This is a genomic window from Microbacterium sp. CCNWLW134, from assembly GCF_037083565.1.
Classification (GTDB): domain Bacteria; phylum Actinomycetota; class Actinomycetes; order Actinomycetales; family Microbacteriaceae; genus Microbacterium.
This window is the reverse complement of the sequence record NZ_JBAOJU010000001.1, coordinates 1,152,270-1,176,607: the sequence shown is the minus strand read 5'-3', so window position 1 is coordinate 1,176,607 and position 24,338 is coordinate 1,152,270. Positions and strand designations below refer to the sequence as shown.

Genomic DNA, 24,338 nt, shown 5'->3' with positions numbered 1-24,338 from the left:
GTGACGACCTCGGCCACCCCTGCGCTCCTGCCGGACGCCGCTGCTCCTCTGCGGCGTCCGGCAGGGGTGCGGTGGGCGTGGCTGGGGGCGTCGATCGTCCTGCTGGTGGTGCTGTGCGCCGCATCGATCGCCTTCGGAGCGCGCGACATCACCGTGTCAGAGCTCTTCGCCGCCCTCTCGGGCCGCACCGACACCGTCGGAGAGGCCGCCGTGGTCGCACGCGTCCCCCGGACGGTGCTCGCCGCGGTCGTGGGGGCCGCCCTCGCCCTGGCCGGGGCGACGATGCAGGCCGTCACCCGCAATCCGCTGGCCGATCCGGGGATCCTCGGCGTCTCCGGCGGGGCGGCACTGGCGGTGGTCATCGGACTCGCGTTCTTCGGCATGAGCGACCCCTGGAGCACCATGGGTCTCGCGATCGCCGGTGCGGGGGGAGCCGCCGTCTTCGTCTACGCGGTCGGCTCGCTCGGACGCGGCGGCGCGACTCCGCTCAAGCTCGCGCTGGCGGGCGCCGCGGTCTCCGCGGCCTTCGCATCGCTGGTCAGCGCCATCCTCCTCCCCCGGGTGGACGTGATGGAGACCTTCCGGTTCTGGCAGATCGGAGGCGTGGGCGGCGCCACCTGGGACCGACTCCTCGCCGTCCTGCCCGTCCTCGCCCTCGGCGCGATCATCTGCCTGATCACGGCCCGCGGCATGAACTCCCTGGCGCTCGGCGACGACCTCGCCGCCGGGCTGGGCGAGAACGTGGGCCGGACCCGTCTGCTGTCCTCCGCCGGCGCTGTCATCCTCTGCGGCGCGGCGACCGCCGCGGCCGGCCCCATCGGGTTCGTCGGCCTCGTCATCCCGCACTTCTGCCGGCTGCTCATCGGGACCGACCATCGCTGGCTGCTGCCCCTCTCGGCCGTCGTCGGCGCCGATCTCCTCCTCGTCGCCGACGTGATCGGTCGGATCGTCGCGCGACCGGAGGAGATCGAGGTCGGCATCCTCACCGCCCTCATCGGCGCCCCCTTCTTCATCTGGATCGTCCGCCGGCAACGGGTGCGTGAACTGTGACCGCCGTCCGCACCCACGGCGTCCTCGCGGCCTCGACGACCGCAGGGACGATTGCGCGCGGGCGTCGACGGCGGGCGACCCGTCGGGTCGCTGTCATCGGGACGCTCTCCATGGCGATCGCGACGGTCTTCGCCGTGTCGCTGATGATCGGCAACACCTTCTACGGACCGGGCGACGTGTTCCGGGTCCTTCTCGGCGAACAGGTCACCGGGGCCTCGTTCACCGTGGGCGAGCTGCGACTCCCCCGCGCTCTCCTGGGCCTGTTCACCGGGTTCGCATTCGGGACGGCCGGGGTCACCTTCCAATCCCTCCTGCGCAATCCGCTGGCATCCCCCGACATCATCGGGATCAGCGCAGGGGCCAGTGCCGCAGCGGTGACCGGCATCGTGGTGCTCTCCCTGTCGGAGACGGCGGTATCGCTCCTGGCCCTCGCCGGCGCGCTCGCGACCGCGCTGGTGATCTGGCTCCTGGCCCACAAGGACGGGTTCGCCGGAACGCGCCTGATCCTCATCGGCATCGGTGTCGCCGCGATGCTCGACAGTGTCATCACCTCCGTCCTCTCCCGGGCAGCGGTCTGGGATCTGCAGGTCGCGATGCGATGGCTCACCGGCAGCCTCAACGGCGCCGACTGGCAGACCCTGACCCCCGTCGTGATCGCCGCGGCGATCCTCGTCCCGGTGATGATCGGCCAGACCCGCAATCTCGATGTGCTTCGGCTCGGGAACGACACCGCGGCGGCCCTCGGCGTCGCCCTGACACGCAGTCGGCTTCTTCTCATCGTCGCCGCCGTCGCGCTCCTCGCCTTCGCGACGGCGGCCACGGGGCCCATCGCGTTCGTGGCGTTCATGGCCGGGCCGATCGCGGCGCGTCTCATCGGGCCCGCCGGGTCGCTCCTCGTGCCCGCGGGACTCGTCGGCGCGCTCCTGGTCCTCAGCGCGGATCTCGTCGGCCAATTCGCCTTCGAGAACCGTCTGCCGGTCGGCGTCATCACGGGCGTCCTCGGCGCCCCCTACCTCATCTACCTCCTCATCAGGACGAACCGCTCCGGAGGCTCGCTATGACCACCGCCCATCGCCTGGCCGCCGAGGGGCTCACCCTCGCCTACGGGAGTCGGCTGATCGTGCCGGAGCTGGACCTCGTCGTCCCGTCGGGTCGGGTCACCGCGATCATCGGTGCGAACGGCTGCGGGAAGTCCACGCTTCTGCGCGCGCTGGCCCGTCTGCTCGCTCCCCAGTCGGGACGCGTGGTCCTGGACGGCGAGGCGCTGCACACGCGGAAGTCCAAGGAGGTCGCCAGGATGCTGGCACTCCTCCCCCAGAGTCCGGTCGCGCCGGAGGGGATCGCCGTGGCCGACCTCGTCGGTCGCGGCCGCCACCCGCACCAGCGTCCGCTCGCGCGGTGGAGCACCCGCGACTACGAGGTCGTCGCGCAGGCGCTCGAGGCCACGGGTGTCACCGACCTGGCCGATCGAGCCATGGACGAGCTCTCCGGGGGCCAGCGTCAGCGGGTGTGGATCGCGATGGCCCTCGCGCAGGAGACGGACGTCCTGCTGCTGGACGAGCCGACCACGTTCCTCGACGTCGCCCACCAGATCGAGGTGCTGGACCTCCTCACGGATCTGAATCGCGACCGCGGCACGACGATCGTGATGGTGCTTCACGACATGAATCTCGCCGCCCGCTACGCCGATCACCTGTTCGCCCTTCGTGACGGCCGCGTCGTCGCCGAGGGCCCGCCGCGTGACATCCTCACGCGGCGACTGATCGATGAGGTCTTCGACCTGGACGCCGTCGTCATCGACGATCCTGTCTCGGGCGCGCCGATCGTCCTCCCCCGCGGCCGCCACCACGCCACCCGCACCGACGCCCACCCCATCACGGAGGCTTCCCGATGAGCGCCATGCGCTTCTTCCGCGTGCGCGTCTCGCGCATCACCGACCTGACCCCGAGCTTCCGTCGGTTCACCTTCGTCGGAGATGACCTCGACCAGTACGGGGATCCCGGGTACGACCAGCGGGTGAAGGTGGTCTTCCCCACCGCGAGCCTCCCCCTCGATTCGATGCCCACCGGCGAGGACTGGTACACCCGGTGGCGCGCGCAGCCCGACGACGGGCGTCTGCCCTTTCGCACCTACACCACCCGCGCCGTGCGCCACGCCGTCCGGGAGGTCGACATCGACATGGTCGCCCACGAGATCTCCGGTCCGGCGTCGGCGTGGATCGCCGCTGCCGCTGAGGGCGACGAGGTGCTGATCCTCGCCCCGACGACAGCGGATCGGGGCGTGAGCCTCGGAATCGACTTCGTCCCGCCCCGGCACACCGAGAACCTGCTTCTGGCCGGTGACGAGACCGCGGCCCCCGCCATCGCGGTGATCCTGGAGCAGCTGGCCCCCGACGCCCGAGGAGTCGTGGCGGTGGAGGTGCCGCATGAGGGCGATCTCGACTACCTGCCGCGCCATCCCGGCTTCGACTACCTCGTCGCCGCCCGGGGCGACGGGCTGCGGCACACCCACCTCGTCGCGGCGGTCGAGGACGCCGTTCAGCGTCTGGCCCCGTCGGGGCGCGGGGGCGAGATCGAGGAGATCGACATCGACGAGGGAATCCTCTGGGAGGTTCCCCGCACCGCCAAGGGCGGCGCGGCCCTCAAAAGGGCGCCACTGTACTCCTGGCTGGCCGGTGAGGCGAGCGCGATCAAGACCCTTCGGCGGCACCTCGTCACGGAGCAGGGCGTGGACCGGCGTGCCGTGGCCTTCATGGGCTACTGGCGGCTCGGCCGTGCTGAGAACTGAGCTGCGAGGAGATCGACGACGGCGCGGGTCTCAGGCCACGGTCGTCGATCGCGCCTCGTGTGCGTGGCCGAGGCGGAGGCCCGGGACCAGCGCGGCGAGTGCGAGAAGCGTGCCGATCACGAAGACGGCCGGGAACCCGGCATCCGTCCCCGTCAGCAGCGTGAAGACAAGCCCCATCACCGCGATGGATGACGCCGAGCCGACGGCGTCCGAGATCGACAGCGCCGAGGAGTTGAATCCCTGATTCTGCGGTGTCGAATACGCCAGCGTCAGCACTGTCAGTCGCGGGTACATCAATCCCATTCCGGCGCCCGCGAGGCTCCATCCGGCGACGAGGACCGCGGGGGTGAGGCTCAGCAGCGCCGTCGCCACCGCGATGAGGAGCGAGGCGACCAGCAGCGCGGTGCCGATGACGGTGATGCGGGTGTTGCCGAGGCGGTCTCCGATACGGCCCTGCACCTCCGCCGCGCCCGCCCACGCCAACGCGGCCGCCGTGAGCCCCAGACCAGCCCAGGTCGGCGAGAAGCCGTAATCGTCGATGAGCAGGTAGGGGATGTAGATCTCGGCCCCGAACAGCGCTCCCGCGATGAGCCCGCGCATCAGGACCACACTGGGCAGCCCGCGGGCGGCGCGCAGAGCGCCGGGCGGCAGGAGCGGACGCGCTGCGAGCGCGACGACGACGACCGAGGCGATGACCGCAAGCCACGCCCATCTGCCGAGTTCGCCGGCCAGGCTGAGTCCGAGCGCGCCGATGGCGACGACGAACGCGCACGCGAGCCGCGGCCCGACCCGCGCCGTGGCCGGTTCGTCGGTGTGCAGCGGCAGGCCGTGCAGACGCGCCACCACGAGCAGGTACGCGACGATGGTGAGCACCGCCACCCCCAGGAACACCCAGCGCCAGTGCAGGAACTCCGCGACGGCTCCGGCCAGGAAGGGGCCGATGAGCGAAGGGACGACCCAGGCTGCCGAGAAGGCCGCGAAGACGCGTCCGTGGACGGTCCCGGGGTACACCCGCGCGACGACGACGTACAGGGCGACCGTCTGCCCGCCGGTTCCGAGACCCTGCACGAGTCGTCCGGCGACGAGAGCAGGCATGCTGGGCGCCAGCCCGGCGATCAGAAGACCGATCACGAACAGTCCCACCGCAGTGCTGAGAGGCGCCAGCACACCGCCCCGGTCGCACCAGGCACCCGCCGCCACCATGCCGATGACACTGGTTGCGAGGGTCCCGGCGAAAGCGACGGCATAGAGGCGGTCGCCGTCGAGGTCGGCGCTGACCACCGGCATCACCGTGGTCACCGCGAGCGCCTGCGTCGCCGCGAGGAAGATCAGGGCGACCGCACCGACGGTCACCCAGAGGAACGGCGGACCCCAGACGGACGAGGGTGCGACGTCGACCGGAGCGCGAGAGGAGGTCATGCGCGTGCGAGGGCACCGACCCGCGCCACGGCCTCGCGCAGCACGTCGGGATCGCAGCCGAAGTTGATCCGCACGTGTCCGCGACCCTCCGCACCGAACTGCGGACCGAAGTGGAACGCGACGCGTGCCTCCCGGAGAATGCGCCGCCCCGGGTCATCCCCCCATTCGTACGCGCTCAGATCGACCCACCCGAGGTATCCCGCGGGAGGAATGCGGAAGCGGGCGAGAGGGAGGTGGGAGGCGAGGAGATCGTCGAGGAGTCGGCGATTGACGTCGAGCCGAGCCAGGAGCGCGCCCAGCCACTCGTCGCTGTCGGCGAACGCCGCGATCGCCGCATGCGCACCGAAGATGCCCGTGCGCCATTCGACCTCGACAGGGAGCGATCGGAGGGTTCCGAAGCGTTCGGGGGTTGCGGCGACCATGATCGCGCACTTCAGACCCGCGAGATTGAACGCCTTGCTGGCGCTCACCAGGGCGAAGCCGACCGACGCTGCTGTGTCGGAGACCGCCAGGAACGGCACGAACCCGGCTTCGGGTTGCGCCAGAGGAGCGTGGATCTCGTCGCTCAGGACGACGGCATCGTGGGCGGCGGCGAGCTCGGCCAGGCGCTCCAGGGTTCGTCGCTGGTGCACGGTCCCGGTGGGGTTGTGCGGGTGGCACAGCAAGACCGCCCGGGCGCCCGCCGCGAGAGCCGCATCGACACCGGCGAGGTCGATCTCCGGCCCCTCCGGTCCCTCGACGAGAGGGACGCGCGAGACCACGGCGCCGGCCTCGGCCACCGCGTCGAAGAAGGGCGGGTAGACGGGCGGCATGACGATCACCCGGTCGCCCGGGCGGGTGACCTGACGCAGGATCTCGACGACCCCCATCATCACATCGCACGTGGTCCGCATGAGGGCGGGATCCGGATGCCAGCCGAAGCGCCGCCCCGCGAATCCGGCGTACGCTTCGCGGACGCCCGACCCCGGCGCGGTGTAGCCGGTATCCCCGAGCTCGACGGCGCGGCGCAACCGGGCCGAGATCGCCGGAGCCAGCGCGAAGTCGGTCTCGGCGACGAAGAGCGGCAGCACGTCAGCGGGGTACGCCCGCCATTTCGCACTGGATCGCTCCCGCAGATCGGCCAGCGGAAGGGCCTCGAGGGGCTGCACCCCTGCGTCAGATCGCGAAGCCGAGCGCGCGCATCATGTCGCGCCCGTCGTCGGTGATCCGCTCGGGGCCCCACGGCGGCATCCACACCCAGTTGATGCGGAAGCGCTCGACGACCTCGTCCAACGCCTGAGCGGTCTGCTCCTCGAGGACGTCGGTCAGCGGGCACCCAGCCGACGTGAGGGTCATGTGGATGACAAGGGCATCGTTCTCGTCATCCCATGCGAGGTCGTAGATGAGACCCAGGTCGACGACATTGATCCCCAGTTCGGGGTCCATCACGTCCTTCAGGGCTTCGGTGACCTCGTCGAACTTCTCCGGGCTGAGCGTCGCGGTCATGGCTGCATCCTACGCGGGGTCATCTCAGGCGTCGACCGGCGTCTCATCGCCGATGAAGCGGTCGTAGCCCTCTTCCTCCAGGCGCTCCGCGAGTTCGGGGCCGCCCTCTTCCGCGATGCGGCCGTTGACCATCACGTGGACGAAGTCGGGGCGGATGTAGCGGAGGATGCGGGTGTAGTGCGTGATGAGGAGCACGCCGAGATCGGTGTCCTCCTTGGCGCGGTTGACACCCTCGGAGACGATCTTCAGCGCATCGACGTCGAGACCGGAGTCGGTCTCGTCGAGCACGGCGATCTGCGGCTTCAGCAGCTCGAGCTGAAGGATCTCGTGACGCTTCTTCTCGCCGCCGGAGAATCCCTCGTTGACGTTGCGCTGGGCGAACTTCGGATCGATGCGGAGGCTCTTCATGGACGCCTTGACGTCCTTCGTCCACGTCCGGATGGCCGGCGCCTCGCCGTCGATCGCGGTCTTGGCGGTGCGCAGGAAGTTGGTCACCGTGACACCGGGGATCTCGACCGGGTACTGCATGGCGAGGAAGAGCCCCGCGCGCGCCCGCTCGTCGACCGACATCTCCAGCACGTCTTCGCCGTCGAGGGTGATCGATCCGCTCGTGACGGTGTACTTCGGGTGCCCGGCGATGGTGTACGCCAGCGTCGACTTGCCGGAGCCGTTGGGCCCCATGATCGCGTGGGTCTCGCCGGTACGGACGGTCAGGGTCACGCCGTTGAGGATCGGGGTGGTCCCGGCGTCGGTCTCGACCGTGACATGGAGGTCGCGGATCTCGAGCACAGTCATCAGATGTCCTTCTTCACATTCGGGTCGATGAGCACGTCGTCGCCGTCGATGGTCACTTCGAAGACCGGGACGGGTTCGTATGCGGGGAGGTTGAGGGGTTTGCCGGTGCGCAGCGAGAACGCCGAGCCATGGGCCCAGCACTCCAGAGTGTCACCGTCGACGAAGCCCTCGGCGAGCGAGATGTCGCCGTGCGTGCAGGTGTCGCCGATGGCGTGGACCTCGCCGGCGGCGTCGAGGACGACGGCGATGGCCACTCCGTCGACCTCCACACGCAGGGCGGAGTCCTGCTCGAGGTCGCTGAGGGCGCAGACGCGGGTCGCGCTCACGCGGCCGCTCCTTCCTCGAGTTCGCGCTCGATGGCCGCGATCAGCTCCTCTTCCAGCGTCGGGATGCCGATGCGCTGGACGATCTCGCCGAGGAAGCCCAGGACGACCAGCCGCCGTGCCTCCGCCTCGGGGATGCCCCGGGCCTGCAGGTAGAACAGCTGCTCGTCGTCGAAGCGCCCGGTGGCGCTGGCGTGACCGGCGCCGGCGATGTCTCCGGTCTCGATCTCGAGGTTGGGGATGGAATCGGCGCGGGCACCGTCGGTGAGGACGAGGTTGCGGTTCGCCTCGTACGAGTCCGTTCCCACGGCGTCGCGACCGATGAGCACGTCGCCGATCCAGACGCTCCGGGCGCTCTCACCCTGGAGGGCGCCCTTGTAGAGCACATCTCCCACCGTGTGCGGGCCCTTGTGGTGGAGGTAGACCTGGCTCTCGAGGTGCTGGCCCGCGTCCGAGAACGACACGCCGTAGAGCTGCGCACGAGACCCCGCGCCTGCCAGTTCGACGGACGGGTTCACCCGGACGACCGAGCCGCCGAGGCTCACCACCACATGCGTCAGCGAGCCGTCGCGCTCGACACGGGCCTGGTGCGCCGCCGCGTGGACGGCGTCGTCGTCCCAGCGCTGGACCGACACGACCGTCAGGGCGGCGCCGTCACGGACGATGATCTCGACGTTTTGGGCGAGGAGGGCGGGCCCGGCGTGGCGCAGCAGCACAGTGCCGCGAGCGTGCGGTTCGGCCTCGATGACGAGGTGCGAGAACGTGGCCGCCGCATCGGCGACGACGTCGACGATGACCGGTTCGGTCAGCTCGGCGCCCGACCGCAGCCGGATGCGCGTCGCTTCGGGCGTGCGCACCCAGGCCAGCGCCGCCGGGTAGTCCTCGGGCGTGAACACCTCGCCGCGCGGCGCGGAACCCGGGGCGAGGGTGTCGACCGTCACACCGACGTGCTCGCCGACGGTGATGCCCGTCGGCCGTGCCGCCGCGTCATCCGTCGGCCACAGCGGCGCAAGACGCTCGATCGGGGTGTGCTTCCAGTTGACCTCTCGCCCGGTCGGGACGCCGAAGTCAGCCGGATCGTAGGACTGCGGACGCTCGGAGCGGGTCTGGATGGGAGCCAGGCCCCACCCCCCGTCGGTGTGCGCTGTGGATCCCGGCACCGCGACGGGTGCCTGCGTGGTGGAACTCATTCAGCCGACGCTGCCTTCCATGCCCATCTCGATGAGCTTGTTCAGTTCCATCGCGTACTCCATCGGCAGCTCACGGGCGATGGGCTCGATGAACCCGCGGACGATCATGGCCATCGCCTCGTCCTCGGGGAGACCGCGGCTCATGAGGTAGAACAGCTGCTCCTCGCTGACCTTCGACACCGTCGCTTCGTGACCGAGCTGCACGTCGTCGACCCGGATGTCGATCGCCGGGTAGGTGTCGGATCGCGAGATCGTGTCGACCAGCAGCGCATCGCAGCGCACCGTGTTGGCGGAGTGGTGCGCATTGGCGTCCACCCTCACCTCGCCGCGGTAGCCGGCGCGACCGCCGCCCCGGGCGATCGACTTCGACACGATCGACGACTGGGTGTACGGCGCCATGTGGATCATCTTCGCGCCGGCGTCCTGGTGCTGACCGGGACCGGCGAAGGCGACCGAGAGCGTCTCGCCCTTGGCGTGCTCGCCGACCAGGAAGATCGACGGGTACTTCATCGTCACCTTGGAGCCGATGTTCCCGTCGACCCATTCCATCGTGGCGCCCTCGTGGGCGACAGCACGCTTGGTGACGAGGTTGTAGACGTTGTTCGACCAGTTCTGGATCGTCGTGTAGCGCACGCGGGCGTTCTTCTTCACGATGATCTCGACCACGGCCGAGTGCAGGGAGTCGCTCTTGTAGATCGGGGCGGTGCAGCCCTCGATGTAGTGGACGTACGACCCCTCGTCGGCGATGATCAGCGTCCGCTCGAACTGCCCCATGTTCTCGGTGTTGATGCGGAAGTACGCCTGGAGGGGGATGTCGACGTGCACGCCCTTGGGGACGTAGACGAAGGAGCCTCCCGACCACACGGCGGTGTTCAGCGCGGCGAACTTGTTGTCACCGGCGGGGATCACGGTGCCGAAGTACTCCTCGAAGAACTCGGGGTGCTCCTTCAGCGCGGTGTCGGTGTCCATGAAGATGACGCCCTGGCGCTCCAGATCCTCCTGGATCTGGTGGTAGACGACCTCGGACTCGTACTGCGCCGCGACGCCGGCGACCAGACGCGCCCGCTCGGCCTCGGGGATGCCGAGTCGCTCGTAGGTGTTCTTGATGTCCTCGGGGAGGTCCTCCCAGGACTGTGCCTGCTTCTCCGTGGAGCGCACGAAGTACTTGATGTTGTCGAAGTCGATCTCCGACAGGTCGGCACCCCACGTGGGCATGGGCTTGCGCCCGAACAGCTGGAACCCCTTGAGGCGGTTCTTGAGCATCCATTCGGGTTCGTTCTTCATCGCGGAGATGTCGCGCACCACCGCCTCGCTGATGCCACGGCGGGCGCTCGCTCCGGCGGCGTCTGTGTCGTGCCATCCGAATTCGTACACCCCCAGGCCTTCGAGCTCCGGGCGATCGATCAGTACATCCGACATCGTCACACTCTCCTCTCGGGGCCCCAACGGATTTCTCCGTTCCGACATTCCCCCTGCCTCGGGGAGAAACGGCAGGGATTGTCGCGGGGTCGACCCGCTCCTGGCGTCGCGCTGGACGCCTAAACTGTTCAGAAGGGGTTGCGCCCGAGGGCGCGCGACCGAACCCTTCGATTCTACAGGTTCCGCCTTCCCCCCGGCCCGCGCCGGGTGCCCGGCGGCATCCGACCCAGGAGGTCCCCGCATGTCCGCGCTCGCGCCCGTGTCGACTCGCCCGCGCCGGGCGCCTGAGGGGATGAGTCGTCCGCTCCGCGTCTTCGCGTGGCTGTCATTCGTCGCCGAGGTCCTCATCATCGGCACCGGCGGGGCTGTCCGGCTGACCGGCTCGGGGCTCGGCTGCCCCACCTGGCCGCGGTGTACCGCCGATTCGATCGTCCCCACCCCCGAGATGGGGATCCACGGCGTGATCGAGTTCGGGAACCGCACGCTCACCGGCGTGGTGGGGATCCTCGCGCTCGCCGTCGTCATTCTGATCGTGCTCCGAACCGGCGGTCGCAGGGCTCTCGGCCCGACCCTGTGGTTCGCTGCCGGCGGAATCGCGGGGGCCGGAGCGGCCGTGGCGCTCGGCATCGCGCTCGACATCCCGGCGGGACCCCTCGCCAACGGCGTCCTGCTCGCCGCGGTGATCGCGGCCGCGATCCGCTCCGTCCGCACGACTTCGGCGCGACGCGACCTCGTGCTGTTGGCCTGGGTGGTGCTGATCGGTGTCGTCGCGCAGGCTCTCGTCGGGGGGATCACGGTGCTGACGGGTCTGAACCCCTTCATCGTCGGCTTCCACTACGTCGTCTCCGTCGTCCTCGTGTGCGTCACCGCGGCCTTCCTCGTCCGGATGAACCGACCCGATCTGCCTCGCGAATCCGCCGTCCCCGAGTGGTTGCGCTGGACGACCAGAGCGGCGGTCGCAGCCCTGATCGTCACGATCGTCTTCGGCATCCTGACCACCGGGGCCGGCCCGCATTCGGGCGATGCCGACGCCGGCAGGAGCGGATTCGACGCCGAGCTCCTCGAACACATCCACGCCTGGCCCAGCTACGTGCTGTTCGCTCTGACGATCGCCCTTGTCATCGGCGCATGGCGGCAACGAGACCGAACCCCGCTCCTCGCTCGATGGAGCATCATCCTGCTCGGGTCGGAACTGGTCCAGATCGCCGTGGGTCTCTTCCAGGCCCGGAACGGTCTGCCGATCCTCGCGGTGGGCATCCACATGGTCCTCGCCGCGCTCACCGCGGCCGCCATGACCGCGGTGGTGCTGCACCTGACCCGGCCGGTGACAGGCGGCGTGCCCGTCGTCACGCGTGACGCGTCGGAGGCTCGCGCCGGCGTCGGCGCCTGATCCCCGCTGCGCCCTTCGTCCTTCGCGGTCGCGCTCCCCGTTCATTCGCCCCGCGCTTTCCTCCGTCCCTTCCTCGGCGATTCGCCGAACCTCGGACGCATCGGTCGAGGGCGACCGCGCGAAGGAAGATCTCCGCGTCACCGTCCCGCAGTCCCTCGTCCCGCGCGGTCCTCAACGCGTGTCGGCTCACCCCTTCGTCCAGCAGGAGCGAACGCGCGCGCAGCAGTCGCGGTGATCTCCCGCCGCCCGGTCGGATCCGCCTCGTCGAACCGTGGCACGCTCGATCCCCGCGGTACTGACGCGCGGCGCCGATGAGAAGCAGGGCCGCGCCGCGTCAGAAGGGCAGGAGCGGGTCGACGGCGATCGCGACGAACAGCAGGGTGAGGTACGAGATCGACGCGTGGAAGACGCGCATCGGTCGCGGCTCAGTGCCACGCACCGCTCGGTTGTACAGGCGGTGCGACTCGTAGATGAACCAGCCGCCGAACACCACGGCCGACACGGTGTACACGAGTCCCATCCCGGCGACGGGGATCAGCAGCAGCGAGCACGCCACGGTCGCCCAGGCGTAGAGGATCACCTGCAGCCCGACCTGCGAGCCGGTGCGGGTCGCGCCGAGCATCGGCACGTCGACCTCCGCGTAGTCGCCGCGGTACTTCATCGACAGCGGCCAGTAGTGCGGCGGCGTCCACAGGAACACCAGCAGGAACAGCACGAACGGCGTCCACGACAGCGACCCCGTCACCGCGGTCCATCCGATCAGCACCGGGAAGCACCCGGCGATGCCGCCCCAGACGATGTTCTGCTCGGTGCGGCGCTTGAGGATCATCGTGTAGACGACGACGTAGAAGAAGATCGCGCCCGCCGACAGGCCGGCGGCGAGCGGATTGGTCGTCAGCAGGAGCCAGAGGGTGGATGCCACGGCGAGCGACCAGGCGAACACCAGCGCCCCTCGTGGGGTGACCTCCCCCGTCACCAGGGGACGGTTCTCGGTGCGCTGCATATGGGCGTCGATGTCGCGGTCGAGGTACATGTTGAACGCCGCGGCCGATCCGGCGCTCAACGAACCGCCGATCACGGTCGCGAGGACGAGCCAGAGGTTCGGCAGTCCGTTCTGCGCGAGGATCATCACCGGCACCGTGGTGACCAGCAGCAGCTCGAGGACGCGCGGCTTGGTCAGCGCGATGTACGCACGGACGGTACGACCCGGAGACGGGCGGTGGCGCGTGATCGCGCCACCGGCGGCCGTTGAGATGTCCATCGTCCCCCGTTGCGAGCCTCGAGAAAGTCCCCTCCGAGTCTAGGTCATGGCGCGCGGGCTCCGTCCGGCGCGAGGTTTCTATCGCGAAGACCGAGGGATGTCAACGGCTCGTCGCGACCTGTCACAGTCGCTCGCCCGGATGTGCCGCTTCGCTATGCTGAAGCCACACGCGCGCCCCGCGCCCAATCCCCTGTACCTCACCGGTCTTCGCCGTGGATTGCCTGCCGTCGGGACGCACCTTCGAGAAAGGCGGCCCGGGTGTCGGCACTGCGGTGGGAAGAGATCGATCGACGCGCGGTGGACACCGCCCGAGTCCTGGCGGCGGACGCCGTGGAAAAGGTCGGCAACGGTCATCCCGGCACCGCGATGAGCCTCGCCCCGGCGGCGTACCTTCTCTACCAGCGGGTGATGAACCACGATCCGGCCGAGACGCACTGGCCCGGCCGTGACCGTTTCATCCTCTCCGCCGGCCACAGCTCGCTGACGCAGTACGTGCAGCTCTACCTCGGCGGTTTCGGCCTCGAGCTCGACGATCTGAAGGCGCTGCGAACCTGGGGGTCGAAGACCCCGGGTCACCCCGAGTTCGGTCACACCGACGGCGTGGAGATCACCACCGGTCCGCTCGGGCAGGGCCTCGCCTCTTCGGTCGGCTTCGCCTATGCGCAGCGCTTCGAGCGCGGGCTGTTCGACCCCGAGACCCCGGCAGGCGAATCCCCGTTCGACCACCACATCTACGTCATCGCCTCCGACGGTGACCTCCAGGAGGGTGTCACCTCCGAGGCGTCGTCGCTGGCCGGGCACCAGAACCTCGGCAACCTCGTCGTCATCTACGACTCCAATCAGATCTCGATCGAGGACGACACCAACGTCGCTTTCACCGAAGACGTCGCGAAGCGCTACGAGTCATACGGATGGCACGTGCAGACGGTCGACTGGAAGAAGACCGGGCAGTACGTCGAAGACGCCGCCGCGCTGTACGAGGCGATCGAGCAGGCCAAGGGCGAGACCGACCGGCCGTCGATCATCATCCTGAAGACCATCATCGGCTGGCCCTCCCCCGGCAAGCAGAACACCGGCAAGATCCACGGCTCGGCCCTGGGCGCCGACGAACTGCGCGCCACAAAAGAGGTGCTCGGCTGGAACCCGGACGAGACGTTCGAGGTGCCGGACGACGTGCTCGCGCACACCCGCTCCCTTCGAGAGCGGGGCGCGGCGGCGCGCGCCGCGTGGCAGGAGAAGTTCGACGCCTGGGCCGCAGCCCACCCCGAGCGCAAGGCCCTCTGGGACCGCATTCAGGCGCGGGAGCTCCCCGGTGACATCCGCGACGCGCTGCCCGTCTTCGCCGCCGGCAAGGACGTCTCCACCCGCGCGGCCTCCGGTCAGGTCATCAACGCCCTGGCCGCGCAGCTTCCCGAGCTCTGGGGCGGCTCCGCCGATCTCGCCGAGTCGAACCTCACGACGATCAAGGACGCGAAGTCCTTCATCCCCGAGGTCTGGTCCACGCATGAGTGGTCGGGTGACCCGTACGGCCGCGTGCTGCACTTCGGAATCCGCGAGCACGCGATGGGCGCGATCATCAACGGCATCGTGCTCCACGGACCGACCCGCGCCTTCGGCGGAACGTTTCTCATCTTCAGCGACTACATGCGCCCGTCGGTGCGCCTGGCGGCCCTGATGAACATCCCGTCACTGTTCGTGTGGACCCACGACTCCGTCGCGCTCGGCGAGGACGGTCCCACGCACCAGCCGATCGAGCAGCTCGCCGCGCTGCGCGCCATCCCCAATTTCACGCTGGTCCGCCCGGCCGACGCCAACGAGACCGCCGTGGTGTGGCTGGAGCTGCTCCGCCGACACGCCGGCCCTGCGGGCCTGGCGCTCACCCGTCAGAACATCCCGGTGTTCGAGCGGGGCGAGGGCGATGCCTCCGGCGAGACCTTCGCCTCGGCTGACGGCGCGGCCCGAGGCGCCTACGTCCTGGCCGAGGCTCCTGACGGACGCCCCGACGTGATCCTGATCGCGACGGGCTCCGAGGTGCAGCTGGCCGTGGCCGCGCGCGAGACGCTGCGGGGCGAGGGCGTGAACGCCCGCGTCGTGTCGGCTCCGTCGCTGGAGTGGTTCGCCGAGCAGGACGAGGCCTACCGCGAATTGGTGCTCCCCTCCGCCGTGAGCGCGCGGGTCTCGGTCGAGGCGGGCATCGCGCTGCCCTGGCGCGGCATCGTCGGCGATCGTGGGCGCTCGGTGTCGATCGAGCACTTCGGCGCGTCGGCCGACTACAAGACGCTGTTCGAGAAGTTCGGCATCACCGCCGAGGCCGTCGTCGAGGCGGCCCGCGAGACCATCGCGGCCACGGCCGCCGCCCACTGATCAACCGAGCCACCGCGCTCTTGAGCCCCCGAGGCACTGAGGAGATCCTGATGACCACCCCCACCGCACGTCTTGTCGAAGAGGGCGTCAGCATCTGGCTGGACGACCTGTCCCGCCAGCGCATCGAATCCGGCAACCTGGCCGGCCTGATCGACAGCCGCAACGTCAGCGGCGTCACCACCAATCCGACGATCTTCGCCGGCGCCCTCGCCAAGGGCGAGGACTACGAGGCGCAGGTCACGGCGCTCTCCGCCGACGGAGCAGACGTCGATCGCACCATCTTCGAGATCACGACGGATGACGTCCGCTCGGCCGCCGACATCCTGCGGCCGGTCTTCGACGCCACCGACGGGGTCGACGGCCGCGTCTCGATCGAGGTCTCGCCCGACCTCGCGCACGACACCGCTGCGACGGTCGCCGAGGCGAGGAAGCTCTGGGCCCGGGTGGACCGCCCGAACGTCCACATCAAGATCCCTGCGACCCTCGCGGGTCTCCCCGCGATCACCGAGGTGCTCGCGGAGGGGATCTCGGTCAACGTCACCCTCATCTTCAGCCTCGAGCGGTACGCCGCCGTCATCGACGCCTACCTCTCGGGCATCGAGAAGGCACGGGAGGCCGGGCACGACATCTCCGCCATCCACTCCGTCGCGTCGTTCTTCGTGTCGCGCGTGGACACCGAGGTCGACAAGCGCCTCGAGTCGATCGGCACCGATGAGGCACGGGCGCTGAAGTCCCGTGCCGGCGTGGCCAACGCCCGTCTGGCGTACGAACTCTACGAGCGGGAGTTCGCCACCGACCGCGCGACGGCGCTCATCGAGGCCGGAGCCCGCGTCCAGCGCCCCCTCTGGGCGTCGACCGGCGTCAAGGATCCGGCCCTTCCCGACACCCTCTACGTGACCGAGCTCGTCGCGCCCGGCACCGTGAACACGATGCCGGAGAAGACGCTCGAGGCGACCTTCGACCATGGTGACGTGACCGGCGACACCGTCACCGGCAACTACGCCGATGCACATGCGGTCTTCGATCAGCTGAAGGCCGTCGGCGTCGACTTCGACGACGTCACCGATGTGCTGGAGAAGGAGGGTGTGGAGAAGTTCATCGCCTCCTGGCACGAGCTGCAGGGAACGGTCGCCGCGGCTCTCGAGGCGGCGCCCGCCAGCGTCGAGGAGGCGGCTCAGTGAGCTTCGACATCCACGTCTCGGGGCGTGTCAAGTCCGTCGTCGACGAGACGCTCCCGGGGCTGGTCGCCAGCCTCGTCGCGTCGGGGATCACCGCCGGCGATGCGTCGCTGTGGGGTCCGGATGCGGAGTCCGAGGCATCCAAGCGCCTCGGCTGGGTGCAGGCGGTGTCGGTGTCGCGTCCGCTCGTCGCCGAGATCGTGGCTCTCCGCGACGAGTTGCGCTCGCGGGGAGTCACCCGCGTGGTCCTCGCGGGAATGGGAGGATCGTCCCTCGCTCCCGAGGTGATCGCCCAGACCTCGGGGGTACCCCTGGTGATCCTCGACTCCACCGCTCCCGGCCAGGTGCTCGCTGCGATCGACGGCGACAGCGAGGCCGGCGGCCTCTCGCAGACCGTGCTCGTGGTGTCCTCGAAGTCGGGGTCGACCGTCGAGACCGACTCGGCCAAGCGCACCTTCGAGGCGGCCTTCCGCGACCTCGGGATCGACCCGACCGAGCGGATCGTCATCGTCACCGACCCCGGCTCGCCGCTGGATCAGTCCGGGCGCGCCGACGGCTACCGCGTCTTCAACGCCGACCCCGAGGTCGGTGGTCGCTACTCGGCGCTGACCGCCTTCGGCCTCGTGCCCGCGGGACTGGCGGGCGTGGACATCGGCGAGCTGCTCGACGAGGCCGAGGCCACCCTTCTCGAAGTCGCCGTCGACAGTCCCGAGAATCCCGCGCTCATCCTGGCCGCGGCGATCGCCGGGGGAACCCCGAGACGCGACAAGCTGGGCCTGGTCACCGACGGAACCCACATCGTCGGGCTCCCCGACTGGATCGAACAGCTCATCGCCGAATCGACCGGCAAGCAGGGCACCGGCATCCTCCCGGTCGTGCTCCTCCCTGTCTCCCCTGAGCTGGACTCCCGGCCCGACGACCTGCAGATCGTGCGGCTGGTCGACGAGGCGGGGGCCTTCCATCTGCGTGAGCGTCACGAGGGCGAGATCCTCGTCAGCGGTTCGCTCGGCGCCCAGTTCATGGTGTGGGAGTACGCCACGGCCATCGCAGGACGGATGCTGGGGATCAACCCCTTCGATCAGCCCGACGTGGAGTCGGCCAAGACCGCCGCCCGCGGTCTGCTCGATGCCCGCCCGGAGCCCTCGGCACCCGCCTTCACCCTCGACGGCGTGGAGGTGCGGGTCTCCGACCCGGCGCTCGCGGCATCAGGAACCGTCGCCGGCGTGCTCGATGCCCTGTGGGCGCAGCTTCCGGCCGACGGCTACGTCTCGATCCAGGCGTACGTCAACCGACTCGACCTTCCGCAGCTCCAGGGTCTCCGCGAGCTCGTCGCCGCCGACTCCGGTCGCCCGACCACCTTCGGCTGGGGTCCGCGGTTCCTGCACTCGACGGGTCAGTACCACAAGGGCGGGCCCGCGACGGGCGTGTACCTGCAGATCCTCGAGCAGACCGATGTCGACCTCGAGATCCCCGGTCGCCCCTTCACCTTCGGCCAGCTGATCCAGGCACAGGCCGCCGGTGACGCCAGCGTCCTGGCTGACGGTCACGGCCGCCCGGTCGTGACGCTCACGCTGACCGACCCGCAGGCCGAGGTCCTCTCCCTGTTCGAAGCCGCCCAGTAGGACGTTCATGACCGACGAGATCCCCGGATCGAGCAGCGGCGCAGCAGCGTCGGGTGTCGAGATCTCCCGCGGACGCAACCCCCTCCGCGACCCTGAAGACCGGCGCTTGAACCGTATCGCGGGGCCGAGCGCCCTGGTGATCTTCGGCGTGACCGGTGACCTCTCCCGCAAGAAGCTGATGCCCGCGGTGTACGACCTCGCGAACCGCGGGCTCCTTCCTCCGGGGTTCGCACTCGTCGGTTTCGCCCGCCGCGACTGGGAGGACCAGGACTTCGCCCAGGTCGTCTACGACGCGGTGCGCGCGAACGCCCGCACCGAATTCCGTGAGGAGACCTGGGCGCAGCTGCTGGAAGGCATCCGGTTCGTCTCGGGCGAATTCGGCGACGCCGACGCGTTCCGACGCCTGCGCGAGACGGTGGACCAGCTCGACGCCGAGCGGGGAACGATGGGCAACCATGCGTTCTACCTCTCGATCCCGCCGAAGGACTTCCCGATCGTCGCCGAGCAGCTGAAGGCATCGGGACTCGTCGACGACACCGCCGACCGCCCCGAACGGTGGCGGCGCGTGGTGATCGAGAAACCCTTCGGACACGATCTGGCCTCGGCGCAGGCTCTGAACGACGCGTTGCGAAGCGCGTTTCCGACCGACTCGATCTTCCGGATCGACCACTACCTGGGCAAAGAGACCGTCCAGAACATCCTCGCCCTGCGGTTCGCCAACGAGCTGTACGAACCCATCTGGAATCGCAACTACGTCGATCACGTGCAGATCACCATGGCCGAAGACATCGGCGTGGGCGGTCGCGCCGGCTACTACGACGGGATCGGCGCCGCGCGCGACGTCATCCAGAACCACCTCCTGCAGCTCCTCGCACTCACCGCGATGGAGGAGCCGATCTCGTTCGACGCCCAGCATCTGCGCGCGGAGAAGGAGAAGGTGCTCGCCGCGGTGACCCTGCCCGAAGACCTGGCCCGCTCCACCGCGCGCGGTCAGTACGCCGGAGGCTGGCAGGGTGGCGAACGGGTTCTCGGATTCCTGGAGGAGGAGGGGATGAACCCCGAGTCCACCACCGAGACCTACGCCGCCATCACCCTCGAGGTCAACACGCGTCGGTGGGCGGGGGTGCCGTTCTACCTGCGCACCGGAAAACGTCTCGGACGCCGCGTCACGGAGATCGCGGTGGTGTTCAAACGCGCACCCGAACTGCTGTTCTCGCGCAACCAGACCTCGGGGCTCGGTCAGAACGCCCTGGTGATCCGGGTGCAGCCCGATGAGGGCGTGACCATCCGGTTCGGGTCGAAGGTGCCGGGCGCGGGCCTGCAGGTCCGAGACGTCACGATGGACTTCGGCTACGGCCACGCCTTCACCGAGGCGAGCCCGGAGGCGTACGAACGCCTCATCCTCGACGTCCTGCTGGGTGACCCGCCGCTGTTCCCGCGGCACGAGGAGGTGGAACTGTCGTGGCGGATCCTCGATCCCATCGAACAGTTCTGGGCCGCTCAGGAGGGACCGCTCGAGCAGTATTCCCCGGGCTCCTGGGGCCCGGAATCCGCCGAGGCGATGCTCGCCCGCGACGGCCGCACCTGGAGGCGTCCATGATCGTCGATCTGCCCGACACCACTGTCAGCAAGATCTCGCGCGCCCTCGTCAACGTCCGGGAGGAGGGCGGCGCGGTCGCGCTCGGACGCGTCCTGACGCTCATCATCGTCACCCAGCAGGGCGCGCAGGAAGACGTCATCGACGTCGCCAACGCCGCCTCGCGCGAGCATCCGATGCGCGTCATCGTCGTGATGACGAATGGCGAACACTCCCCGCCGCGGCTGGACGCGCAGATCCGCGTCGGCGGCGACGCCGGTGCCAGCGAGGTCGTGACCCTCCACGCCCTCGGCGAGGCGGGCTCGACCAATCTCGAGAGCCTTGTCACGGGGCTCCTGCTCCCGGACGCGCCGGTCGTGGTGTGGTGGCCGGATGACACCCCCGACATCCCCTCGCAGACCTCGATCGGAAAGATCGCTCAGCGACGGATCACGGATGCCGCGACCAAACCCGATCCGTCGGCGTGGGTCGCCTCCCTCGGCGAGAAGTACCGGCCAGGAGACACCGACCTCGCGTGGACCCGCCTCACCCGGTGGCGGGAACAGCTGGCAGCGATCCTCGATCAGCCGCCGTTCGAGAATGTCACGAGCATCACCGTCCGCGGCGCGTCAGACTCGCCCTCCACGGCGCTCCTGGCCGCGTGGCTGCGTCTCGCCCTCGATGTGCCCGTCGACTGGGGCTACCTCCCCACCGCGGAGTGGCCGCACGGCATCAAGTCGGTGACCCTCGTGCGTGAAAGCGGTGACGTCGTCCTCGAGCGACCGAGTCCTGCCGTGGCGCTGCTCACACAGCCCGGTCAGCCCCAGCACGACCTCGCGTTCCCCCGGCGGAGCCTGCGGGAGTGCCTCGCCGAGGAGCTGCGTCGCCTCGACCCCGATGTCCTGTACGGTCGAGTGATCACCGAGGGCTGGGCGCTTCTCGATCCGCCTACGACGCAGGAGACACATGACTGATTCGTCCGGCGAGAAGCGCGTCGTCATCACCTCCGACGCTGCCGCGCTGGCCGACTCCGTCGCCGAGCGTTTCCTCACCCGGGTCGCCAAGAAGTCGGCCTCCCGAGACGTCCATGTCGCTTTGACGGGTGGCGTCAGCGGGGCGGCCGTGCTGCGTGCCGCCGCCGCGCAGGCTCCTCGGTACCCCATCGACTGGACGCGGGTGCACTTCTGGTGGAGCGACGAGCGTTTCGTGCGACGGTTCCACCCCGAGCGCAACGAGCGTCAGAGCAGGGAGGCGCTGCTGAACGCTCTTCCGGATGCGCACATCCACGCCGCTCCGGCCAGTGACGAGGGTCTGGACCTCGACGAAGCCGCGGCCGCGTACGCCGCCGAGCTCGCGCGGTACGGGACGTCGGATCATCCGCACTGGCCGACGTTCGACATCAGCTTCCTCGGCGTCGGACCCGACGGTCACATCGCATCGCTCTTCCCCGACCGCCCCGAGATCCTCGTCACCGACGCATCGGTGGTCGCCGTGCGCGACTCCCCCAAGCCGCCGTCGCAGCGGCTCACCTTCACCCGACCGGTGATCAACTCGTCACAGCGGGTCTGGCTCGTGCTGTCAGGTGCTGACAAGGCGTCGGCGCTCGGTCTCGCTCTCGCAGGGGCGAGCTACCCCAGCGTGCCCGCCGCGGGTGCGAAGGGCACCCGGCGCACGGTGTTCTTCGTCGACCAGGCAGCCGCAGCCCAGGTGCCACCTGAGCTGATCGACCAGGACTACTGAGAGCCCCGGCACGGCCGACGGCGCAGGTCTACTGGCCGCGACGCTCGCGGAGCTGGTTCAGCGCGTCCTCGAGGAGGGCGTCGGCCTCTTCCTCGGTGCGACGCTCCTTCACGTACGCCAGGTGCGTCTTGTACGGTTCGGTCTTGGCCACGGCCGGCGGGTTCTCTCGATCACGTCCGGCCGGAAGACCGGAGTGCGGCGAGTCGATCGTGTCGGGAATCTCCTCATCGGGGATTCCCGCGGCGAAGTACCGAACCGTCTCGTTGCCCAGCGCGTCCCAATACGAGACGGCGATGCGTTCTGCGTGATACCCGTGATCCTGCTCGCCCATCGGGCCGGCACCCACTCGGGTGCCGCGGATCGCATTTCCTCCGGTTGCCATGTCTTACAGTCCCTGGAACTTGGTGATGAGGCCGAGGGCCACGATGGAGGCGAACCACGCCAGAGCGAGGACCACCGTGAAGCGGTTCAAGTTGCGCTCGGCAAGGCCCGACGACCCCAGAGCCGACGTCATCCCTCCCCCGAACATGTCGGAGAGTCCCCCACCGCGTCCCTTGTGAAGGAGGATGAGGAGGGTCAGCAGGAGGCTCGTGATGCCGAGGAGCACCTGCAGGACGAACTCGAGGATCTGCACAGTCGTAGTGGCCTTTCAGCGCGGTCCGGGCGAACCGCACAGGGGTCAAGTATAGGTCGGGTTGCCGCCGAGGTCAGACTCCGACGTGCTTCTGGTACCGGATGATGGCGGCGAACTCATCCACGACGAGGCTGGCTCCCCCGACGAGCGCACCGTCGACATCGGGCTCGCGCATGAAGCGGGCGATGTTGCCGGACTTGACCGAGCCGCCGTACAGCACACGCGTGCGCAGGGCCGCCTCCTCTCCGAGCGATGCACCGACCACGGCGCGCAGCTTCGCGCAGACCTCCTGGGCCTGTTCGGGGGTCGCCGCCTGGCCGGATCCGATCGCCCAGACGGGCTCGTAGGCCACGACGACCTCGCTCCCCTGCGCGAGACCCGCGAGCGCCTTCTCCACTTGAGCCACCGGCACGGCGCTGGCACCGTGCGTCTCGAGATCTTCCGCCGTCTCGCCCACGCAGATGACGGGCACGAGCCCGTGACGCAGGGCCGCGGCGACCTTCGAGGCGACGATCTCGTCCGTCTCGCCGTGGTACAGCCGACGCTCGGAGTGACCGATGATGACGTATCGGCACTCGAGCTTCGCCAGGAACGTGCCGGAGATCTCACCCGTGTAAGCACCGGAGTCGTGTGCGGAGAGGTCCTGAGCGCCGAGGGCGAACGGGATCTTGTCGGCATCGACGAGCGTCTGCACCGTGCGGAGATCGGTGAACGGCGGGAACAGGCCCACCTCGACGCTGCCGGTCTCGTGGCCGGCATCCTTAAGGGTCCAGTGCAGCTTCTGCACGAAGGCGACCGCCTGCAGGTGGTCGAGGTTCATCTTCCAGTTGCCGGCGATGAACGGGGTGCGCCTGGCCTGCGACGCAGTCGAATCAGTACTCACGCCTGCCATCCGAGGACCTCCAGTCCGGGGAGTTTCTTTCCCTCGAGGAATTCGAGGCTCGCGCCACCTCCGGTGGAGATGTGGCCGAATCGCTCGTCGGCGAAGCCGAGCTGCCGCACCGCGGCCGCCGAGTCGCCGCCCCCGACCACGCTGAGTCCGGAGACCTTGGTCAGCGCCTCGGCGACACGGCGGGTGCCGGCGGCGAAGGCGGGCATCTCGAACACGCCCATCGGGCCGTTCCAGAAGACGGTGCGGCTGTCGGCGACGAGGTCGGCGAAGAGCGCGGCGGTGTCGGGGCCGATGTCCAGGCCCAGGCCGTCGGCACCGAAAGGCGTCTCCTCCAGAGCCGACACGGGGGCGACGACGTGGTCGGCGTCGGCGGCGAACGAGGCGGCGACCACCGCGTCGACCGGAAGCACCAGCTCGACGCCGCGGGTGCGGGCGTCCTCGACGTAGCGGCGGACGGTGTCGAGCTGGTCCTCCTCGAGGAGGCTCTTACCCACGGAGTGACCCTCGGCGGCGAGGAACGTGAACATCATCCCGCCGCCGACCAGGAGCCGGTCCACCCGCGGCAGGAGATGCTCGATGACGCCCAGCTTGTCGCTGACCTTCGAGCCGCCGAGGACGACGGTGTACGGCCGCTCGGGATTCTCGGTGAGGCGGTCGAGGACGTCGAGCTCCTTCTCGATGAGGAGCCCCGCTGCCCGCGGCAGCAGATCCGCGACATCGAACACGCTGGCCTGCTTGCGATGGACGACGCCGAACCCGTCGGAGACGAAGGCGTCGGCGAGACCGGCGAGCTCCGCGGCGAACGCGCGACGCTCCGCGTCATCCTTCGCCGTCTCCCCCGGCTGGAAACGCAGGTTCTCCAGCACCGCCACGTCGCCGTCCTCCAGGGCGGCGACCGCCTCGTGAGCCGACTCCCCCACCGTGTCGCGCGCGAAGGCGACGGGCTTGCCGAGCAGCTCCGACAGGCGCTGGGCCACCGGCGCGAGACTGTACTTCTGGTCGGGAGCGCCGTCGGGACGACCGAGGTGGGAGCAGACCACCACGCGGGCACCCTGATCGATGAGCGCGTTCAGGGTCGGAAGCGAGGCGCGCACGCGGCCGTCGTCGGTGATGCGACCGTCCCGCAGGGGGACGTTCAGATCACAGCGGACGAGGACGCGCTTGCCGGCCAGCGGGCCGAGGGACCCGAGGGTACGCAGTGCCATCCGTCGAC

At 69.5% G+C, this 24,338-nt stretch carries 23 protein-coding genes; 11 read left to right on the top strand and 12 right to left on the bottom strand.

From position 1 onward, the window contains the following. Genes V6S02_RS05545 through V6S02_RS05530 form a run of 4 tightly spaced genes read left to right on the top strand, consistent with a single transcriptional unit; the run spans position 1 to position 3,837 of the window. Positions 1 to 1,050: a FecCD family ABC transporter permease gene (locus V6S02_RS05545; RefSeq protein WP_336400152.1), complete on the top strand. Its 1,050-nt coding sequence runs from the start codon at positions 1 to 3 to the stop codon at positions 1,048 to 1,050. Beyond that, positions 1,047 to 2,111 (top strand): FecCD family ABC transporter permease, encoded by a 1,065-nt coding sequence (locus V6S02_RS05540; RefSeq protein WP_336400151.1) that lies wholly within the window; start codon positions 1,047 to 1,049, stop codon positions 2,109 to 2,111. The genes V6S02_RS05545 and V6S02_RS05540 overlap by 4 nt, the downstream gene beginning before the upstream one ends. Beyond that, positions 2,108 to 2,944, top strand: coding sequence for an ABC transporter ATP-binding protein (locus V6S02_RS05535; RefSeq protein WP_336400150.1), 837 nt, complete (start codon positions 2,108 to 2,110; stop codon positions 2,942 to 2,944). The genes V6S02_RS05540 and V6S02_RS05535 overlap by 4 nt, the downstream gene beginning before the upstream one ends. After that, positions 2,941 to 3,837, top strand: coding sequence for a siderophore-interacting protein (locus V6S02_RS05530; protein WP_336400149.1), 897 nt, complete (start codon positions 2,941 to 2,943; stop codon positions 3,835 to 3,837). Before V6S02_RS05535 ends, V6S02_RS05530 begins: the two co-directional genes overlap by 4 nt. Before the next feature lie 30 nt (positions 3,838 to 3,867). Here the strand turns inward: V6S02_RS05530 and V6S02_RS05525 are convergent, their stop codons facing one another. The 7 genes from V6S02_RS05525 to sufB are packed head-to-tail and all read right to left on the bottom strand — an operon-like array spanning position 3,868 to position 10,468. Then, positions 3,868 to 5,256, bottom strand: a complete 1,389-nt coding sequence (locus V6S02_RS05525) for an MFS transporter (protein ID WP_336400148.1) — start codon at positions 5,254 to 5,256, stop codon at positions 3,868 to 3,870. Further along, positions 5,253 to 6,404, bottom strand: a complete 1,152-nt coding sequence (locus V6S02_RS05520; RefSeq protein WP_336400147.1) for a MalY/PatB family protein — start codon at positions 6,402 to 6,404, stop codon at positions 5,253 to 5,255. The genes V6S02_RS05525 and V6S02_RS05520 overlap by 4 nt, the downstream gene beginning before the upstream one ends. Before the next feature lie 7 nt (positions 6,405 to 6,411). Then, positions 6,412 to 6,741, bottom strand: a complete 330-nt coding sequence (locus tag V6S02_RS05515) for a metal-sulfur cluster assembly factor (protein ID WP_124293088.1) — start codon at positions 6,739 to 6,741, stop codon at positions 6,412 to 6,414. 24 nt (positions 6,742 to 6,765) lie between these two features. Next, positions 6,766 to 7,536, bottom strand: a complete 771-nt coding sequence (sufC, locus tag V6S02_RS05510; protein WP_124293087.1) for a Fe-S cluster assembly ATPase SufC — start codon at positions 7,534 to 7,536, stop codon at positions 6,766 to 6,768. Continuing rightward, on the bottom strand, positions 7,536 to 7,862 hold the full coding sequence (locus V6S02_RS05505; RefSeq protein WP_141938248.1) for a non-heme iron oxygenase ferredoxin subunit: 327 nt from the start codon (positions 7,860 to 7,862) through the stop codon (positions 7,536 to 7,538). Before V6S02_RS05505 ends, sufC begins: the two co-directional genes overlap by 1 nt. After that, a complete protein-coding gene (gene sufD, locus V6S02_RS05500; protein ID WP_336400146.1) occupies positions 7,859 to 9,049 on the bottom strand; it encodes a Fe-S cluster assembly protein SufD in 1,191 nt (396 codons plus the stop codon). Before sufD ends, V6S02_RS05505 begins: the two co-directional genes overlap by 4 nt. After that, the gene (sufB, locus tag V6S02_RS05495; protein WP_124293084.1) at positions 9,050 to 10,468 is read right to left on the bottom strand and encodes a Fe-S cluster assembly protein SufB; all 1,419 of its coding nucleotides are present in this window, start codon (positions 10,466 to 10,468) and stop codon (positions 9,050 to 9,052) included. 292 nt (positions 10,469 to 10,760) lie between these two features. Here sufB and V6S02_RS05490 point away from each other — a divergent pair, with 292 nt between their 5' ends. Then, the gene (locus V6S02_RS05490) at positions 10,761 to 11,858 is read left to right on the top strand and encodes a COX15/CtaA family protein (RefSeq protein WP_336400145.1); all 1,098 of its coding nucleotides are present in this window, start codon (positions 10,761 to 10,763) and stop codon (positions 11,856 to 11,858) included. A gap of 334 nt (positions 11,859 to 12,192) precedes the next feature. On the opposite strand, the gene V6S02_RS05485 is transcribed toward V6S02_RS05490, so the two are convergent. Beyond that, positions 12,193 to 13,119 carry a heme o synthase gene (locus V6S02_RS05485; RefSeq protein WP_124293082.1) on the bottom strand — a complete coding sequence of 309 codons (927 nt, stop codon included), beginning with the start codon at positions 13,117 to 13,119 and terminating at the stop codon, positions 12,193 to 12,195. A gap of 258 nt (positions 13,120 to 13,377) precedes the next feature. Between V6S02_RS05485 and tkt the strand changes: the two genes are divergently transcribed. The 6 genes from tkt to pgl are packed head-to-tail and all read left to right on the top strand — an operon-like array spanning position 13,378 to position 21,599. Next, on the top strand, positions 13,378 to 15,483 hold the full coding sequence (gene tkt, locus V6S02_RS05480; RefSeq protein WP_336400144.1) for a transketolase: 2,106 nt from the start codon (positions 13,378 to 13,380) through the stop codon (positions 15,481 to 15,483). Between the two features lie 50 nt (positions 15,484 to 15,533). After that, positions 15,534 to 16,664 carry a transaldolase gene (gene tal / locus V6S02_RS05475; RefSeq protein WP_336400143.1) on the top strand — a complete coding sequence of 377 codons (1,131 nt, stop codon included), beginning with the start codon at positions 15,534 to 15,536 and terminating at the stop codon, positions 16,662 to 16,664. After that, on the top strand, positions 16,661 to 18,283 hold the full coding sequence (locus V6S02_RS05470) for a glucose-6-phosphate isomerase (RefSeq protein WP_124293079.1): 1,623 nt from the start codon (positions 16,661 to 16,663) through the stop codon (positions 18,281 to 18,283). Before tal ends, V6S02_RS05470 begins: the two co-directional genes overlap by 4 nt. Positions 18,284 to 18,290: 7 nt before the next feature. Further along, complete coding sequence (gene zwf / locus V6S02_RS05465; protein ID WP_124293078.1) at positions 18,291 to 19,883, top strand: glucose-6-phosphate dehydrogenase; 1,593 nt, start codon at positions 18,291 to 18,293, stop codon at positions 19,881 to 19,883. Further along, complete coding sequence (locus tag V6S02_RS05460) at positions 19,880 to 20,833, top strand: glucose-6-phosphate dehydrogenase assembly protein OpcA (RefSeq protein WP_336400142.1); 954 nt, start codon at positions 19,880 to 19,882, stop codon at positions 20,831 to 20,833. Before zwf ends, V6S02_RS05460 begins: the two co-directional genes overlap by 4 nt. Then, entirely contained in the window at positions 20,826 to 21,599 is a 774-nt protein-coding gene (gene pgl / locus V6S02_RS05455) for a 6-phosphogluconolactonase (protein ID WP_336400141.1), read from the top strand. The genes V6S02_RS05460 and pgl overlap by 8 nt, the downstream gene beginning before the upstream one ends. 28 nt (positions 21,600 to 21,627) lie before the next feature. Here the strand turns inward: pgl and V6S02_RS05450 are convergent, their stop codons facing one another. From V6S02_RS05450 to V6S02_RS05435, 4 genes are all read right to left on the bottom strand, one after another. Next, positions 21,628 to 21,981 carry an RNA polymerase-binding protein RbpA gene (locus tag V6S02_RS05450; RefSeq protein WP_124293075.1) on the bottom strand — a complete coding sequence of 118 codons (354 nt, stop codon included), beginning with the start codon at positions 21,979 to 21,981 and terminating at the stop codon, positions 21,628 to 21,630. A gap of 3 nt (positions 21,982 to 21,984) precedes the next feature. Continuing rightward, positions 21,985 to 22,233 carry a preprotein translocase subunit SecG gene (gene secG, locus V6S02_RS05445; RefSeq protein WP_124293074.1) on the bottom strand — a complete coding sequence of 83 codons (249 nt, stop codon included), beginning with the start codon at positions 22,231 to 22,233 and terminating at the stop codon, positions 21,985 to 21,987. 73 nt (positions 22,234 to 22,306) lie between these two features. After that, positions 22,307 to 23,116 (bottom strand): triose-phosphate isomerase, encoded by an 810-nt coding sequence (gene tpiA, locus V6S02_RS05440; protein WP_336400140.1) that lies wholly within the window; start codon positions 23,114 to 23,116, stop codon positions 22,307 to 22,309. Beyond that, entirely contained in the window at positions 23,113 to 24,330 is a 1,218-nt protein-coding gene (locus V6S02_RS05435) for a phosphoglycerate kinase (RefSeq protein WP_336400139.1), read from the bottom strand. The genes tpiA and V6S02_RS05435 overlap by 4 nt, the downstream gene beginning before the upstream one ends. Positions 24,331 to 24,338 lie beyond the last annotated feature (8 nt).